Genomic DNA, 16,049 nt, shown 5'->3' on the forward strand with positions numbered 1-16,049 from the left:
TCCGGCGGCCTATCGACCGCCGACGTGGATTCCGATCGAATGGATCAGCAGATCGGAGCGTTACGGTGCGCCGGCAGAGCCCGGGCCTCCGTACGCAGCCGGATGTAGTACGCGCCGACCGCGCACGCTCCGTTCACACCAGGACTGCCACACATACCCCGCAACGTACGACATTCGCGCAGTCGGGCACCACTTCTTTTCCGGTGAGGTGAGTGATCCCGGGGCGCTTACCGGAATCTGCTGCACCGAGTTCAGCGCGACGTCGACTGGCCGACTACGTCCGGGTCCTGCTGTTCCGCGGCGTAGGTTCGCCAGGACTTGGCTTCCGCGTGCTTGCCCAGCTGATCGAGCAGATCGGCGAGTTCGGCGATGGCGCGCGGTTCGCGGCGGTCGGCGGCGGTGCGCCACCAGGATTCGGCCCCGACCGGATCGCCGCGCCGCAGTCGCACCCTGCCCAGTTCGTACGCGGCGCCCGCGTGCCCCGCCTCGGAGGCTTGGGCCCAGAGACCGCATGCCTGTTCTTCCTCGCCGCGCCGGTACATCGCGACGCCGAGGTCGTAGAGCGCGCCGCGGTAGCCAGGGTCGCCCGACTGCCCCGGCGTGGTCTTCCGCGGCGAGGCATCAGCTGTCGCAGGTCGTTCCCCGGGCTGCGTCAGCCCGTCCGGTGCCTGCGCCGTGCCGCGAACCCGAGTGCTCGACGCGGCAACCGTCGTACTCTCCGCGGAACGGGTGCTCGTGAACGGCGAGCCCGCCGCATCTCCCGCGGGCGGCGCGTGCGGTACCTGTGGGATGGGGGACGAGTCGACCCCCTGCACGGTGTGCGGCTCCGCTGCCGGAGCGCCGGAAGGCGTGGTCCGAGTCTGGGCGGGGGCGTGCGTGACTGGGGGTTCGAATGCGGGGTATGAGTCCCCGGTGGTCCACGGGTTCGTGGTCGATGGGTTGGAACCGGTGTGCGGACCATCGGCGGTGGGTCGGCCGGTGGCGGAATTCGGAAAAGGCGGTGCGGCCTGTGATTCTGCTGGTGAAGGGCCGGAATCGGGTGGCGAAGTCTGTGCCGGGGCAGGCGTGACCGGGGGTTCGAATGCGGGGTATGAGTCCCCGGTGGTCCACGGGTTCGTGGTCGATGGGTTGGAACCGGTGTGCGGACCATCGGCGGTGGGACGGCCGGTGGCGGGGTTCGGAGAAACCGGTGCGGAGGGTACTGCTGTAGGCGGAGGGCTTGGATCGTGCCGCGCGGTCTGTGCGGGGCCCGGGGCGGTCGTGCCCGCGGGGTCGAAAGCGCGGTACGAGTCTCCGGTGGTCCAGGGATTCGGGACGAGCGGGCCGGAACCGGTGTGCGGGCCGCCTGGTGCGGGTCGGGGGGCGGGGGAGGGCGGAAGATCCGGTGCGGGCTGCGGATTTCCGATCAGCAGCCCGGCTGTGTGGCGTGCGGGGTCTTCAGGGGGATGCGTGTGCGCCACCGGAGGGCCGAAGGCGCCGTAAGGGTCCGCTGGGGTTCTACCGCTCGCGCCCCGGGGATCGTGCACTGCCCGCTGCGCAGATGGTTCGGCCCGCGCGTGCGGTACCAGCAGGCCGGGTGCCGAGTTCGCGCCATCTGTTTCGGGCAGGATGCCGGTGGCGGGTGGGGCGCCGCCTATGACGCCTGCGACCGGCGGTTCGACCGATCGGCTCGGCGTGGGATGCCCGTGGTGCGGCGGCGTTCCCGGAGCCGGAACGTCCAGCGGGGATTCGGGAGTTTCCGGAGTGGATCGTCCGGCGCGGGACGACTGCATGTTCCCGAAGAGGCTGCCCGAGCGCCGGAGCTGGCCGGCCTCCGGCGCATGCCCGTTCGCGGGCCGGTGGCCGTTCGGCGCCACCGGCGGCTCGGGGGCGGGCGGCTCGATACGAGCCGCCGGTCCGGACGAGGCGGGCGCGGCATCGATTCGCGGAACCGGCATGGTGGGCGCGGTGGGCGGACCCGCCGAGAAGGTGGGCGAGGCCATCCCCATCGGGGACGTCGCGAGCGCGGCGGGCGCCGACGGCTCCGCCGCGGCAGCCGAGGCAGCGGTGGATATTTCCACGACCAGATTCGCGAAGTTCGGCGGGCCTTCGCCGATGCTGCACCACAGGACGACGCGACCGTTGGGCCGGTGCTCCACGACGATGCCGTAATTACCCGCCCAGGACTTCTGCGTGCCGAATTCGTCCACCCACACCGGGGTCAGGGTCACCAGGGTCGCCGCGGCGGTCGGCGTGACATCGAAGCTGACCCCCGCGGCCAGCGCGTCGCTCCACGCGTCGACTCCGGCGAGCGAACGTCCGTGCAGGTCGAGATAGCCGTCGACGACCGAGAGCCCCATGCCGAGCCCTCGCAGTCCGGCGGGCGGCGCCGCGGAGATCATTGTCAAGGTGACGGTGGTGGGCGCCGGGCCGACCTGCTCGGTGTACATCGGGTAGACCATGCTGCCGTGCCAGACGATCGGGTCCGCACTCTGGTAGCGCGCGGCCAGCGGCAGCTCTTCGGGCGTATTCCGGGCAGCCCACGACGAATACCGCTCGTTCACTGTCGCGCGCCTGCCTTTCCACCCGATCCCGACCACCGCCCCCGCGCCGGGCGGCCGGGTATACCGTACTCGCCGCGAACCAGGACCGCGCCGCGATCCCCTGGCGGTCGGTATGCCCCTTGCCCCAACGCTACCGGGGAGTTCACCCCATTTCCCAATGGTGCGCAGCGGCGTGTCCGGCTCCGTTGTCGGCACGGAATCGACTACGCGGCGTCCGTCTCCCGCGGGGACTCGATCCACCGGCTGGCGCGCGGTGTATTCGGTGCGACCGAGCCGCTCGCGTGCTTGCGGACTTGCTTTCGCCGAATCCGCCATTGCCGACCAAGCGCTTGCTACGCTCGATCGATGATCTCCACGGTGGTCTGGGGCACCGGCAATGTCGGCCGCGCGGCCATCCGGGCCGTCGACGCCCATCCGGCGCTGCGCCTGACCGGGGTGCTGGTGCACGATCCGGAGAAGGTCGGCCGCGACGCGGGGGAACTCGGCGGACTCGGTCGAGAACTCGGCGTCGCCGCCACCGGCGACATCGGCGGAGTTCTCGGTGCGCGCCCGGAGGCGGTGGTCTACGCGGCCTCCGGCGATATCCGCCCCGACGACGCGCTCGCCGATATCGTGCGCGCACTGCGCGCGGGCGCGGTGGTCGTCACCCCGGCCCTCTACGCGCTCTACGACCCCCGCAACGCGCCGCCGGAGATACGGGACCCGGTGCTGGCCGCGATCGCCGATGGCGGCGGGTCGCTGTTCGTCTCCGGCATCGACCCCGGGTGGGGTAACGACGTGCTGCCCCTGCTGATCAGCGGGCTCGGCAGCACGGTGGAGACGATCCGCTGCCAGGAGATCTTCGACTACTCCACCTACGACCAGCCCGATTCGGTGCGCTATCTGGTCGGCATGGGCCAGCCGATGGACTACCAGCCCCCGATGCTCGCGCCGTCGGTGCCGACCATGGTGTGGGGCGGTCAGATCCGGCTCATGGCGCGGGCGCTGGGCGTCGAACTCGACGAGATCCGCGAGACGCTGGACCGGCGCGCCCTGGACACCACCGTCGCCACGGCGTCGATGGGCGAGTTCGCGGCGGGCACCCAGGGCGCCGTGCGCTTCGAGGTTCAAGGCATCGTCGAAGGGCAGCCGCGCCTCGTCATCGAGCACGTCACCCGCATCCATCCGTCCTGTGCCCCCGACTGGCCTACGCCGGCCGACGGCGGCGCCGGTGCGCACCGGGTGATCATCGAGGGCCACCCGCGTATCGAAGTGACCGTCGAGGCCACCGACGAGGAAGGCAACCGCTCCGCGGGCGGCAACGCCACGGCCGTCGGCCGCCTCGTCGGCGCCATCGACTGGCTGATGGCCGCGAAACCCGGACTCTACGACGCACTGGACATCCCCTTGCGTCCCGCGGTCGGCAAACTCGGAAGGAAGCATCCATGATCATCGACATCCCCGAGGGGAAGGATCCGATCGGCTACGTGTGGGGCGAAATGGTCCCCGGAATCGGCGTCGCCGCCTCGAATTTCTCGCTGTCGGTGTACTCGCACAGCACGCTCGGTCTCCGCGAATTCGAGGCGGCCAGGCTGCGCATCGCGCAGCTCAACGGCTGCCTGTTCTGCATGGACTGGCGCACCGAACGCGACGGGGCGAAGGTCGAGCCCGAATTCGCCGACGCCGTCACCAACTGGCGCACCACCGACGCCTTCGACGAACGCACCCGGCTCGCCGCCGAATACGCCGAACGCTACGCCACCGATCACCACAATCTCGACGAGGAATTCTGGGGCCGGATGTTCGCCCGGTACAGCCAAGCGGAAGTGGTCGAGTTGAGCATGAGCATCGGCTCATGGCTCGCTTTCGGACGCCTGAACCACGTCCTCGGCTTGGATTCGGTCTGCGTACTGCCGAGTCATTCCACCGGCGGTTAGCACCTCGCCCCGGCGGTCACGCCGGAATTCGCGACACCCACGCGGGCTGCCCATCGACCAGGCCCAGTTCGAACTGCTCGGGAGCGTCGAGCACGGCGCCGAGTTGGCGCAGCGCTTGATCCGCTGAGATCTCCGCGGGAAAACGGATGTATTCGAGAGTGGCGCCGGATATCCGGGCCCGGAACCGGTACCGGAATTCGACCTGGCCCGCGTAGGTCAGCGCGATGCGGCCCTGCCAGTCGATGTCGTGCCTGCCGTCGGCGCGCCGGGTGAAGAACACTTCCTGGTCGGCGACCGAGTCGTGTCCGAGCAGATAGATGTTGAACGCCAGGAATTCGACGTCGTCGGCGTGGGCCAACGGTAGCGGATCGACCGTGAGACGTTGCGGCTGCTCGGATTTCAGCAGAAACGGACGGCCCGGCGCCGCGGCGCGCAATCCGGTGGCGTCGTCCTCGCCCCAGTACGTGGACGACAGGGTGCAGCTGTGATAGTTCTGCCAGACGATCGGCGACAGCCAGCTTTCGCCGTCCTGCTCGTCGCTGTCGGGATCGCGTTCGGCGTTGTATGCCGCCGACCGCAGATGCAGATCGAACCACAGGCTGCCGACCTGGTCCATGCGGCCGGTCCACGCGAACTCTTCGATCGCGTGCCCCTCCGGCCACGGATTTCCCGGGAAAACGATTCTCCCAGCCGGCGTAAAACGCACCAGGTCGGTCCTTTCCATGCCGACACACCCTAGCGACCGAGACCGACAAACTCGACATGCCAGATCCGGGAAGCCGCGTGCGGCCCGGCTTGCGCCTCAGGCGTTGGCCGGCGCTTCCTCCTCCGGCTGGTCGGCGGGCGGCTCCTCCACCGTGCGCTTGGGCCCGGTGAACCACCTGCGGGCCGACGCCAGCCACCAGATACCGATAGCGCCCACCACGCCGACCAAGGTGATCGGCGCGTAATTAACGGTGTTCCAGGTGAACTCGCTGTGCCACGGGTACCCGCGAGCGTCGGTGGGCAGGATGAACAGGAAGCTGATCAGCGCGATCCAGATCAGCGCGACCACGCCGACCGGGCGGTACCACGCCCCCAGCCGCCACGGGCCGGTGCGGAATCGAGCCCCGTGGCGCTGGCGCAACAGGATCGGGATGCCATAGGCGATGTAGAGCCCGATCGTCGCGACCGAGGTGGCCGCCGCGTAGGCCGTCGGGGCGTTCGCCGGCGGCACCAGCATCGAGGGAATCAGCAGCACGAAGGCGAAGAACGAGATGAACAGCACCGCGTTCACCGGCACCTTCCGCGCGGAAAGCCGCGACCAGAACTGAGAACCCGGCACCGCCCCGTCGCGGGCGAACGCGAACAGCATCCGGGAGGCCGAGGTCACCGAGGCGTACCCGCAGAACAGTTGCGCGACCGCCGCGATGATCAGCAGCAGTCCCGACCAGAACCCGCTCAGCGAGTTCTCCAGGATGTAGATCACCGGGTATCCGCTGTTCTTCTCCGGATCCAGCGCGTCGTCCAGATTCGGAATGGCGAAGGTCACCGCCATGATGAGCAGATACCCGGCGATCGCCGAGACGATGATGGTGTTGATGATGCCTTTGGCCGCCATCCGGGACGCGTCGTGCGTTTCCTCCGACATATGGGCCGACGCGTCGTAGCCGGTGAACGTGTACTGCGCGTGCAGCAGCCCGAGCAGGAAACTGAACGCCACCCCGCCGAATCCGATCGCGCTGTTGTCGACCGTCTCGGTGAAAACGAATTCGGCGCTCTGGTGGTGGCGCGCACCGAACCCGAGCACGACCACGAAGATCGCCACACCGCCGACGTGCCACCACGCGGACACGTTGTTGATCACCGCCGACAGGTGCGGGCCGAGCACGTTCAGCACGGCGTGCAGGACCAGGATCGCGGCGAACACCAGGAAGATCGCGGTGCGGTCGGTGCCGATGTCGATTCCGACGACGTTCAGCACGACCGTGGTGAAGATGGCCGCGCCGTAATCGATCGCCGCGGTGACGGCGATCTGTCCGATCAGGTTGAACCATCCGGTGAACCAGCCCCATACCGGTCCGCCCAATTCGGCGGCCCACCAGTACAGCCCTCCCGAGGTTGGGTAGGCGGAGGCCAATTCCGCCATGGCGAGCCCTATCAACAGGACCATGACCGAGACCAGGGGCCACCCCCAAGCCATCGTGATCGGTCCGCCGTTGGCCAAACCGATGCCGTAACTGGCCAATCCACCGGTGAGGATGGACACGATGGTGAAGCTGATGGCGAAATTGGAGAATCCGGACCAGGATCTGGCCAGTTCCTGTTTGTAGCCCAGTTCGGCGAGCCGACGTTCGTCGTCGGAAGGTGATCGGGTCTCGGTCATATCGTGCTCCCGGGTCAAAACGCTGCCCTCATACCGCGTTTGCCAGACGTTCAGTGTGAAGTACCGATCGGTCAACCGCACGGCAACCAGCAAATCCGCGAAACGGCGGCCCCGGCGCCCGTGCGGCCGACGCCGAACGTAGCGTGAGAACCATGAGCCAGCGACTGGTGGTCATCGGTGGTGACGCCACGGGGATGTCGGCCGCCTCGCAGGCGCGCCGGATGCGGGACGCGAGCGCGTTGGAGATCGTCGTCTTCGAACGCGGCCGGTTCACCTCGTACTCGGCCTGCGGCATTCCCTACTGGGTCGGCGGGCAGGTCACCGACCGGGACGCTCTCATCGCCCGCACGCCGGAGGAGCACCGCTCCCGCGATATCGACCTGCGCCTGCACACCGAGGTGATCGAGATCGATGTCGACGGCGCCCGAGTGTGCTACCGCGACCGAGAATCCGGCGCACCGGCATGGCTGCCCTACGACCACCTGGTGATCGCCACGGGCGCCCGCCCGCTCCGCCCTTCCCTGCCCGGCGTCGACGCGAACGGTGTGCACGGCGTGCAGACCCTCGACGACGGGCAGGCGTTGCTCGAGACGCTGGAGCAGGCGCGCGGCAACCGCGCCGTGGTCGTCGGCGCCGGCTACATCGGCGTGGAGATGGCCGAGGCCCTGATCCGGCGCGGCTACGACGTCACGATGGTCAACCGCGGCGCCGAACCGATGTCCACGCTCGATCCGGACATGGGCGCCTTGGTCCGCGAGGCCATGTGCGGAATGGGCATCAAGGTGGTCGGCGACGCGGAAGTGTCCGAGATCCGGACCGGTGAGGACGGCCGGGTCGCCGCGGTCGTCACCGACACCGCGGAATACCCCGCGGACGTCGTGGTGCTCGGCATCGGGGTGCGACCGGAGACCGATCTGGCCCGCGCCGCCGGTCTGCCGCTCGGGCAGCACGGCGGGCTGCGGACCGATCAGGCCATGCGGGTACGGGGGCACGAGAACATCTGGGCGGGCGGCGATTGCGTGGAGGTGCTCGACCTGGTCTCCGGCCGCGAACGCCACATTCCGCTGGGCACGCACGCCAACAAGCACGGTCAGATCATCGGAGCGAACATCGGCGGGGGATACGCGGTCTTCCCGGGCGTCGTCGGCACCGCGGTCAGCAAAGTGTGTGAACTCGAAGTGGCGCGAACGGGTCTGCGCGAGAAGGACGCTCGGGCGGCGGGCCTGCAATACGTGACCGTCACCGTCGAATCCACCAATCGCGCGGGCTACTACCCGGACGCGGCGCCGATGACGGTGAAGATACTCGCCGAGCGTTTCACCGGCCGCTTGCTCGGCGCCCAGATCGTGGGGCAGGAAGGGGCGGGCAAAAGGGTGGACATCGCGGCGGTCGCGCTGACCGCCCGGATGACCGTCGAGCAGATGACGATGCTCGACCTGGGTTATGCGCCGCCGTTCTCCCCGGTGTGGGACCCGGTTCTGGTGGCCGCGCGCAAGGCCGTCACCGCGGTGCGCGAGCGCGGGTGACCGCGCTCAGGCGTCGAAGAGTTCGAGCAGTTCGGTCTTGCCGAACATGACCGCGGCGGTGCGGGCCGAGGGGGTGCCCGCGTCGGGATCGGCGCCCGCCGCCGCGAGCTGTCGCACGATGCCGGTCTCGCCCTTGAAGACCGCCCCCGCCAGCGGGGTCTGGCCCTTGTCGTTGGCGCGGTTCGGATCGGCCGAGCGCTTCAGCAGCGCCGCCACGGCATCGGCGTGCCCGTGGTAGGCCGCGAGCATGAGCAGCGTGTCGCCCGCGTCGTTGGTGAGGTCGACCGGCACGCCCGCGTCCACGTAGGCGGCCAAGCTCGCGGTGTCCCCGCGCCGCGCGAAGTCGAAGACCTTGGTGGCCAGCTCGATCAGTTCCGGGTCGATCTCGTCAGCGCTCATCCGTTCACTCCTATCACGAGATCGCGAAATCAGCGTTCGGCGGGCTTTCCCAGTTGTTCCCGCACGATGCGCAGATCGGCGACGAATGCCTCGTAGGCCGCGGTCCGGTCGGGCGCGCGCAACACCGATGACGGGTGCACCGTGGCGATCACGCGGAAGTCCGCCGTATCGATGACCTCACCGCGGCGCTCGCTGACCTTGAACGACGGGCCGAGCACCGCCTGCGCGCCGATCGCGCCGAGACACACCACCAACCGCGGCCGCAGCAGATCGAGTTCGGCGTGCAACCACGCCGAGCAGGCGATCACCTCGGTGCGGCCCGGCTGCTTGTGAATCCGTCGCTTGCCGCGCTCCACGAATTTGAAGTGCTTCACCGCGTTGGTCACGTAGACCGTGTCGCGGTCGATGCCGACGTCCGCCAGCGCGCGGTCGAGCAGGCGTCCGGCCGGACCGACGAACGGCTCACCCAGGACGTCCTCCTGACCGCCGGGTTGCTCGCCGATCAGCACCACGTCCGCGTCCGGGGGACCGGCGCCGAACACCGTCTGCGTGGCGTGGCGGTAGAGATCGCAGCCGTGACAGCCACAGGCCGCTTGCCGCAGGTGCGCCAGGTCCGCGTCCTCGGGTACGAACATCGCGGCGCCGGGTGCCTTCATCGCGGTTCGCCTCCTGCCTCGACGGGGCCGCGACTGCCGTTCGCCGCCTCCTGCGGTGCCTGCTGCTGGTGGCGGCTTACCCGTTTCCGCCGCGCTCACGCCACCGACGCCGATCTGCCTCCCACATGCTGAAGGAGCGGACCGAGGTCGGTATAGTCGCCGCGGATGAGTAGTGTCACCGCCACCGCCGCAACGCCGATGTCCCAGCACCGTCGACTCGGGCGTGTGGTGCGGCTGGCACCGGTCCTCTCGATCGCGTTCTCCGCGTTCTGTCTCCTGACACCGGTCTGGCCGTTCCACGAGATCACCGGCGGGTTCATCGACCTGCAGGTGTATCGGCTGGGCGTGGACGCCATGCGGCAGGGCGCCGACATGTACGGGCAACTACCGCAGACCACGATCGGGGCGGGCCTGCCGTTCATCTACCCGCCGTTCGCCGCGCTCGCGCTCGGCCCCTTCGCGATGCTGCCGTGGGATGTGGCCGCGCTGAGCTTCTTCGTCTCCTCGGTGGCCGCGCTCGCCCTGACGCTCTATCTGGTGGCGCGGCGAGTCTGGCCGGACGAGGCGCAGCGGCGGCTGGCGGTCTGGGCCACCGCATGTGCCACCCCGCTGGGGCTACTGCTGGAACCGATTCACTCCACGCTGGACTTCGGTCAGGTCAACCTGCTGCTCATGGCGCTGGTCGCCGCTGATTGCCTCACTCACAAGCCCCGCTGGCCCCGGGGGATGCTGATCGGCATCGCCGCCGCGATCAAGCTGACGCCCGCGGCCTTCGTGCTCTACTTCCTGGTCCGCCGGGACTACCGCGCGGCCGCTACCGCGGCGGTCACCGGTGCGGCCGCGACGGCGCTGGGTTTCGCGGTCCTGCCCAAAGAGTCCGTCAAGTATTGGTTCGGCGGGCTCGGCAACGTGTCCGGGCTGAGCGGCTCGGCATTCCACACCAACCAGTCGATTCAAGCGGTGTTCGCTCGATTCGAAGTGCCAGAGCCCGCGTTCACCGTCATCTGGCTGGTGCTCGGCGCGTTGGTGCTCGCGCTGGTCGTCACGGCGATGCGCCGGGCCGCGGACCTCCCCGCGCTCGCGCTGGCCCTCAACGCCGTCTTCACGCTGCTGGTCTCGCCGATCTCCTGGTCGCACCACTGGGTGTGGATCGCGCCCGCCTTGTTCGCCGTCGTCGGTTACGCGACCCGCCTGCCCGGCAGGCGGGCGATCGGCTGGTGGGTGACCTTCGTGGTGACCGCGGCGGTGTTCGTCATCGGCCCGCACAACTGGCTGCCCGACGGCGAGCATCGTGAGACCGCGTGGACGCCTTGGCAGCATTTCATCGGCAACACCTACATCTGGTTCAGCGTGGTGCTGGTCATGCTGTTCCTGGTCACCAGCAGGCGGTCGGTCACGAAGCGCGCCGACTACGCACAGGTCGATCCGGCACACCCGGCGGAGGCGGAGACCTCGGCGCTGTCGGCGCGCTGAGGCGCAAGCGGTAGGGCGGCAACCTCCGGCCGCTTCAGCTGGTGCCGGGTGCGGACGGCGCGACGAAAAGGAAGCTCTTCTCCTCGACGCGCGACTTGATACGCCACTGTCCGTCGACACGGACGAACGTGTCCAGGTACCAAAGGCCGCAGAACATCATCGTGGGCGGTCCGTCGCCGCCCGGCACCATCATCGGGTTGTGGCACATCGTCCGCCCGGTGGCCGTGTCGCCGTCGATCGCGATGGATGAGTTGCTGATCAGGTGCTGGAATGCCGGGAAGTTCGGTAGCACCGAGGCGAGGAATGCCTTCGTCGCCGCCAGATCGCCTACCGAGCCACCCATGGCCGAGTAGTCGATGTGCGCGTCGGAGGTGAACACCTCGTCCAGCAGGTCCCACTGTCGAGTGTCGACCGCGTGCGAATAGCGCACCATCAGGTCTTCGATCTCGAGTCGATCCGAAATCTCCTGCAACGACAGCATGTCTGCCTCCGATTGACGTCGATACCCGATAGATGCCACCAGGGTTCGGCGTACGAGGCAAGATCCGCGCGGGTCAGGTCCGATGCGGCAAGATGTTCAGAACCAGTGTGAGCCCCGCCACGATGCTCACACACGCCACCACGGTGGCGAACACGGACTGCGTGATCGTGGCGATGCCTATCGAAAAGGCAAGGCACGTGGCCAAAGCAAGCGCGCCGGTTCCCGGTTCCACACCGGCGATCCGGGTTGGTCGGTGATCCGTCATAGCTATGTGATACCCAACGCGGGCCGTTACGAAACCGTGATAGGCAGCCGGGTTTCCGGCCCGGGCGTGTCCGCAGGTCACAGCGTCGCGTACCGGTCGGGCAGGATCGGGCCATGACCGTCGTAGTGCAAACCCTGCTCACCGAAGACGACCTACGTTCCGCCATGGCCCTTTTCCGCACCGCGATGGTGGGCTTGCCGCCGATCACCCCGACCGCGGAGCTGTCGGAGCCGGGCCGCGCACTCGGCGCCTACATCGAGGGGGAACTGATCGGAACGGCCGAGTCGTACACCAGCTGGCTGGTGGTGCCCGGCGGTACGCGCGTGCCGCATGCGGCGGTCACCCATGTGGGAGTGCTGCCGACCCACACGCGCCGCGGCGTGCTCACGGCGTTGCTGCACCGCCAGCTCGCGGACATCGCCGAGCGCGGCGAAGCGGTCGCCACGTTGCGCGCCTCCGAGGGCGGCATCTACGCACGATTCGGCTACGGCATCGCCAGTTCCTTCGCGCGGGTGGAGTTGCAGCGCCGCCGAGCCCGGCTGCGGGAGACCGTGGCGGCAGCCGGTCCCGTGCGTTTCGTCGACGGCGTCGCGGCATGGAAGTTGCTTCCGCAGATCTACGCGACGGCGGACATCTCCTGGACCGGTGCGGTGGACCGACCGGAATACTGGTGGCGGCTGCAGGAATTGCTCAGCACGGCGCCGAGCTACTGCCTGGTCCACGGCCCGGCCGGCGCCGAGGACGGCTTCGCCCGCTACCAACCGGTCGACCCGGCGAGCTGGCTGTCCCGGCCGGAAAAGCAAGTGGTGGTCAACGATTTCGTGGCCGCGACGCCCACGGCGTATCGCGGACTGATCCGCCAATTGCTCTCGATCGACTTGGTCGAGACCTTCGTGTTCCCGTTCGTCGCCCTCGACAGCCCGCTACGGCACCTGCTCACCGACGAGCGTGCGGCGCAAGTGGTGTCGACTCGGGACGAGACCTGGTTGCGCCTGGTCGATGTCACACAAGCGCTGGCGCGGCGGGCTTATCGGGAGGCGGCCGCGGTCGTGGTGGAAGTGGTCGATCCGCTCCTGGCCGCGAACTCCGGCCGATACCGCATCGCGGTCGACGGTGTGCGACGAGTGCGGGAGACGGCGGAGGTCACCGTCGGTGTAGCCGACCTCGCGGCCGTCTATCTCGGCGGAACCACTTGGCGAGCATTGGCTTTCGCGGGACGTGTGGACGAGCATCGCCCAGGGGCGGTCGCCGCCGCGGACGCGCTGTTCACCACCGACGGGTTGCCGTTCTCGGGAACCTTCTTCTGAGCACAGCCACCGGAGTACAGTACGTACGTACGGTTTGGTATCGACTCTCGGAGCGGCCGATGTGGGATCCCCAGCAGTACCTCGCGTTCGACGACCATCGGTCCCGTCCCTTCTTCGACCTGATGACCAGGGTCACGGCGACCGAGCCCAGGGAGGTGGTCGACCTGGGCTGTGGACCCGGGCATCTCACCGCGGTCCTGGCGCGGCGTTGGCCCGGGGCGAGCGTGCGAGCCATCGACTCGTCCCCGGAGATGGTCGCGTCGGCGCGGGACCGCGGCATCGACGCGACGATCGGGGCGGTGCAGGAATGGCGGCCGAGCGCGGAGACCGACGTCGTGGTCTGCAATGCCGTCCTCCACTGGGTGCCCGGGCATCCCGGCCTGCTGTCGGAGTGGATGCGGCAACTGCCTACGGGCGCGTTCCTGGCCGTCCAGGTACCGGGCAACTTCGACGCGCCGTCCCACCGGGCGATCCGGCAGGTGGCCGCGCGGGACGAGTGGCGCGACCGGCTCGGCCGGGCGGGCATACTCGAACCGCGGGCGGTGCTCGATCCCGCGGGATACGCCGACCTGCTCGCCGCTTCGGGCGGGGCTGTCGATGCCTGGGAAACGACCTACTTGCAGCGCTTGACCGGTGACGATCCGGTGCTGGAATGGGTGACCGGCACCGCGCTGCGACCCGTGCGCGGCGCTCTCGACGACGCGCAGTGGCAGGAGTTCACCGCTCAGCTCGCCCCGCTGCTGCGCGCCGCCTACCCCCGGCGCGCCGACGGCACCACCTGGCTGCCGTTCCGGCGGGTGTTCGCCGTCGGCCGGAAGCGGTAGCGCACGCGTTCGCCCGGTGCGGACAATCACAGGACAACCAGCTGTCCGAGGCCCGGGCCGGCGCCCCGGGCGTCGCCGGACCGAACGTCCGGCGCCTTCCGCCGGTCGGCGGGTTGTCACCGGGCTTGCTCGTGCGCCGTCGACAGCAGCCGCGTGACGCGGGTGCGCAGCTCTCCGGGTACCGCCCGCACGCCGATCGACGGCAGCTCGGCGGCCACGTTGGCGGCGAGCACCCGCAGTTTGGTGTTGGTTTCCTGGGATCGGACGCGCAGCAGCGTGAACGCTTCGTCGGCGTCTACCCCGTAGACCAGCATCACCGCGCCTTTGGCTTGCTCGATCACCGCCCGCGCGGCTACCGGATCGAGGTCGCTCGCCGCTGTGCCGTCGCCGTGGTAGCTCACACCCCCGCACTACCCGGCCTCGGCGATTCGACACCGATTGCGGCAGACCAGCCGAGGCCGGCGGATGTCCTCGCCCGGCGGGAGGGGGTTGACTGTGATCGCCGGGATCGCGATACTTCGAACGTCATAGCGATTGCGTATAACTTGTCCTGCGGAAACGCGACGGAGACAGATCAATGACGATCCATACTGCAGTCGAAGCGATTCTCCTGGCCCAGGTGGAAGATCCCGTCCCCGAGGCTCCCCCGAACTCGGAGAAAATCCTCCAGCTGTTCCGGTATTTCACCTGGTTCGTGATTCTCTCCGGTGTCACCGGCATCGCCTATGCGGGCGGGAAATTCGCCTGGGAGAAGTGGAACGGCGGTCCACTCGCGTCGGCGAAAATGGTCGCGGGTGGCATGCTCGGCGGCGTCATCGCCACCAGCGCGGGGACGATCATGAACGCGCTGATCGGTTGATCCGGTCGGCGGGGGCCGGTGCGTCCGCGCCGACCTCCGGTACGTCCGGGTCGGCCCTCGCCGCTAGTCGGTAACCTCCAGTTCGACCAATTGGCCCGGGGTGAAAGATTTCTCGCGTCGGTTGGTCTCCACGCCGAAGACCGCGACCACGAGGTCGCCACCCGGCTGGACCACTCCGGCTTGCGTGAGGGTGCCGTAACCGACGACGGATTCGCCGACATGATCGGCGAGTTCCACCGCCGGGATTCGAATTGTTCTGCCCACGGGGCACCTCTATCGGGTCGAAGTGTCACGGTCTGCTGTGTCACTGTTCGCAGAACTCGATCCTAATCCGCGATAGCAGGCGCGGTACCCCCCTCCTGCCGCGCGAACCCTTCGTGGCGCCGGAGGTGTCACAAACTCCACCGTCAGGACGGAATTCTCTGTGCCATAACGATTTACCTTCGTGGCCTCGACCAATTCGTGACCACGGCGAGCGCGCCGGAGACCTTGGCCCGGAAGTGCGGGCACTCGCGGAAGTCCTCGGCGTCGCAGTCGAGCGCGTGCGAAATGGTCTCCAGCGCGGCGGTGTCCCGGCTGATCCGGTGCGCGAGCTGGTCGCGGTGCGCGCGCAGCAGCTCGCGGCGCGCGGTGCGGTCGGACGCCTCGGCGAACAGCGCGGCGAGTTCGTCCAGCGACAGGCCGACCTGCTTGCCGAACAGGATCATGGCCACGATCTCCGCGTCGTCGTCGTGATACCGGCGATGCCCCGCACCGTCGCGCCGCGGCGCGAGCAGTCCGACGTCCTCCCAGTGTCGCAGCACATGAGTGGCCAGACCGAACCGCGCCGCGAGCTCACCGATCGACATCTCGCCGCCCGCCATACCCGCACTCTAGGCGGCGCTGGCGGTGAGCCGCGCATACAGCCCGACCGGATGCCGCCGCGGGCGTACCGGCTCCCGCCGCACCGTCGCCGCCTCGAAGGAACGGCGCAACGCGTCGAGCGCGGCCGCCGCGCGCACGAATCGGAAGTCGTAGATCGCCACGGCTCCGCCGGGACGCAGCACGCGCGCCAGCTCCGCGATCGCGCGGTCGACCTGCGGCCACTCGTGCATGCTCAGGCTCGAGACGACCAGGTCGAAGCTGTCGTCGGGGTAGGGGAGAGCGCCGACATCGCCGACCGAGAGCTCGGCCGCACCGGACAGCGCGGCCTCCGCGAGATCGATCATGTGCGGTGACAGGTCGACGCCATGCAGCCGCAGATCGTCTCGCCGAGAAGCCAACTGCGCCAGCAACTTTCCCGGTCCCGCTCCGACGTCGAGCACCCACGCGCCCGGCTGGGCGGCCGCGTCGATGTCGGTGGCGATGTGTCGGTACAGGCCGCCGAGCAGACGAGTCGCCCGCTGGTCGTAGCCTCGGCTCTGCTTTTCTCCGAACGTGGTCATGGTTGCCTCTC

18 protein-coding genes are annotated in these 16,049 nt (G+C 68.9%); 7 read left to right on the forward strand and 11 right to left on the reverse strand.

The window, feature by feature from the left end:
* Positions 1-251: 251 nt before the first annotated feature.
* Positions 252-2,543 (reverse strand): tetratricopeptide repeat protein, encoded by a 2,292-nt coding sequence (locus tag LTT66_RS28295; protein WP_233061602.1) that lies wholly within the window; start codon positions 2,541-2,543, stop codon positions 252-254.
* Between the two features lie 345 nt (positions 2,544-2,888).
* Between LTT66_RS28295 and LTT66_RS28300 the strand changes: the two genes are divergently transcribed.
* Positions 2,889-3,971 (forward strand): NAD(P)H-dependent amine dehydrogenase family protein, encoded by a 1,083-nt coding sequence (locus tag LTT66_RS28300; protein ID WP_233061604.1) that lies wholly within the window; start codon positions 2,889-2,891, stop codon positions 3,969-3,971.
* The gene (locus LTT66_RS28305; RefSeq protein ID WP_233061606.1) at positions 3,968-4,459 is read left to right on the forward strand and encodes a carboxymuconolactone decarboxylase family protein; all 492 of its coding nucleotides are present in this window, start codon (positions 3,968-3,970) and stop codon (positions 4,457-4,459) included. The genes LTT66_RS28300 and LTT66_RS28305 overlap by 4 nt, the downstream gene beginning before the upstream one ends.
* Positions 4,460-4,475: 16 nt before the next feature.
* Here LTT66_RS28305 and LTT66_RS28310 read toward each other — a convergent pair whose 3' ends face one another.
* Together LTT66_RS28310 and LTT66_RS28315 are read right to left on the reverse strand one after the other, a co-directional pair.
* Positions 4,476-5,183: a hypothetical protein gene (locus LTT66_RS28310; protein WP_233061607.1), complete on the reverse strand. Its 708-nt coding sequence runs from the start codon at positions 5,181-5,183 to the stop codon at positions 4,476-4,478.
* Between the two features lie 78 nt (positions 5,184-5,261).
* A complete protein-coding gene (locus tag LTT66_RS28315; protein ID WP_233061609.1) occupies positions 5,262-6,824 on the reverse strand; it encodes an amino acid permease in 1,563 nt (520 codons plus the stop codon).
* Positions 6,825-6,976: 152 nt separating this feature from the next.
* On the opposite strand from LTT66_RS28315, the gene LTT66_RS28320 reads away from it, so the two are divergent.
* Complete coding sequence (locus LTT66_RS28320; RefSeq protein WP_233061611.1) at positions 6,977-8,350, forward strand: FAD-dependent oxidoreductase; 1,374 nt, start codon at positions 6,977-6,979, stop codon at positions 8,348-8,350.
* A 6-nt stretch (positions 8,351-8,356) separates the two neighbouring features.
* Here the strand turns inward: LTT66_RS28320 and LTT66_RS28325 are convergent, their stop codons facing one another.
* Positions 8,357-8,749, reverse strand: coding sequence for an ankyrin repeat domain-containing protein (locus LTT66_RS28325; protein WP_181725176.1), 393 nt, complete (start codon positions 8,747-8,749; stop codon positions 8,357-8,359).
* A 29-nt stretch (positions 8,750-8,778) separates the two neighbouring features.
* Positions 8,779-9,405, reverse strand: coding sequence for a UdgX family uracil-DNA binding protein (locus LTT66_RS28330; protein ID WP_233061613.1), 627 nt, complete (start codon positions 9,403-9,405; stop codon positions 8,779-8,781).
* A gap of 165 nt (positions 9,406-9,570) precedes the next feature.
* Here LTT66_RS28330 and LTT66_RS28335 point away from each other — a divergent pair, with 165 nt between their 5' ends.
* Positions 9,571-10,878: a glycosyltransferase 87 family protein gene (locus tag LTT66_RS28335; RefSeq protein WP_233061615.1), complete on the forward strand. Its 1,308-nt coding sequence runs from the start codon at positions 9,571-9,573 to the stop codon at positions 10,876-10,878.
* 34 nt (positions 10,879-10,912) lie between these two features.
* On the opposite strand, the gene LTT66_RS28340 is transcribed toward LTT66_RS28335, so the two are convergent.
* Together LTT66_RS28340 and LTT66_RS28345 are read right to left on the reverse strand one after the other, a co-directional pair.
* Positions 10,913-11,359 carry a nuclear transport factor 2 family protein gene (locus LTT66_RS28340; RefSeq protein ID WP_233061617.1) on the reverse strand — a complete coding sequence of 149 codons (447 nt, stop codon included), beginning with the start codon at positions 11,357-11,359 and terminating at the stop codon, positions 10,913-10,915.
* Between the two features lie 73 nt (positions 11,360-11,432).
* Positions 11,433-11,624: a hypothetical protein gene (locus LTT66_RS28345; RefSeq protein ID WP_220136093.1), complete on the reverse strand. Its 192-nt coding sequence runs from the start codon at positions 11,622-11,624 to the stop codon at positions 11,433-11,435.
* A 113-nt stretch (positions 11,625-11,737) separates the two neighbouring features.
* On the opposite strand from LTT66_RS28345, the gene LTT66_RS28350 reads away from it, so the two are divergent.
* Entirely contained in the window at positions 11,738-12,931 is a 1,194-nt protein-coding gene (locus LTT66_RS28350; protein ID WP_233061620.1) for a GNAT family N-acetyltransferase, read from the forward strand.
* 59 nt (positions 12,932-12,990) lie between these two features.
* The gene (locus LTT66_RS28355) at positions 12,991-13,755 is read left to right on the forward strand and encodes a trans-aconitate 2-methyltransferase (protein WP_233061622.1); all 765 of its coding nucleotides are present in this window, start codon (positions 12,991-12,993) and stop codon (positions 13,753-13,755) included.
* 116 nt (positions 13,756-13,871) lie between these two features.
* On the opposite strand, the gene LTT66_RS28360 is transcribed toward LTT66_RS28355, so the two are convergent.
* On the reverse strand, positions 13,872-14,156 hold the full coding sequence (locus tag LTT66_RS28360) for an ANTAR domain-containing protein (RefSeq protein WP_051169338.1): 285 nt from the start codon (positions 14,154-14,156) through the stop codon (positions 13,872-13,874).
* Between the two features lie 176 nt (positions 14,157-14,332).
* Between LTT66_RS28360 and LTT66_RS28365 the strand changes: the two genes are divergently transcribed.
* Positions 14,333-14,614 (forward strand): hypothetical protein, encoded by a 282-nt coding sequence (locus LTT66_RS28365; protein WP_181725188.1) that lies wholly within the window; start codon positions 14,333-14,335, stop codon positions 14,612-14,614.
* A 63-nt stretch (positions 14,615-14,677) separates the two neighbouring features.
* Here the strand turns inward: LTT66_RS28365 and LTT66_RS28370 are convergent, their stop codons facing one another.
* From LTT66_RS28370 to LTT66_RS28380, 3 genes are all read right to left on the reverse strand, one after another.
* Positions 14,678-14,878 (reverse strand): hypothetical protein, encoded by a 201-nt coding sequence (locus LTT66_RS28370; RefSeq protein WP_195068397.1) that lies wholly within the window; start codon positions 14,876-14,878, stop codon positions 14,678-14,680.
* 173 nt (positions 14,879-15,051) lie between these two features.
* A complete protein-coding gene (locus LTT66_RS28375) occupies positions 15,052-15,477 on the reverse strand; it encodes a MerR family transcriptional regulator (RefSeq protein ID WP_233061623.1) in 426 nt (141 codons plus the stop codon).
* A 9-nt stretch (positions 15,478-15,486) separates the two neighbouring features.
* On the reverse strand, positions 15,487-16,038 hold the full coding sequence (locus LTT66_RS28380) for a class I SAM-dependent methyltransferase (RefSeq protein ID WP_233061625.1): 552 nt from the start codon (positions 16,036-16,038) through the stop codon (positions 15,487-15,489).
* Positions 16,039-16,049: the final 11 nt, after the last annotated feature.

The sequence above is a fragment of the Nocardia gipuzkoensis genome (assembly GCF_021183645.1).
GTDB lineage: Bacteria > Actinomycetota > Actinomycetes > Mycobacteriales > Mycobacteriaceae > Nocardia > Nocardia abscessus.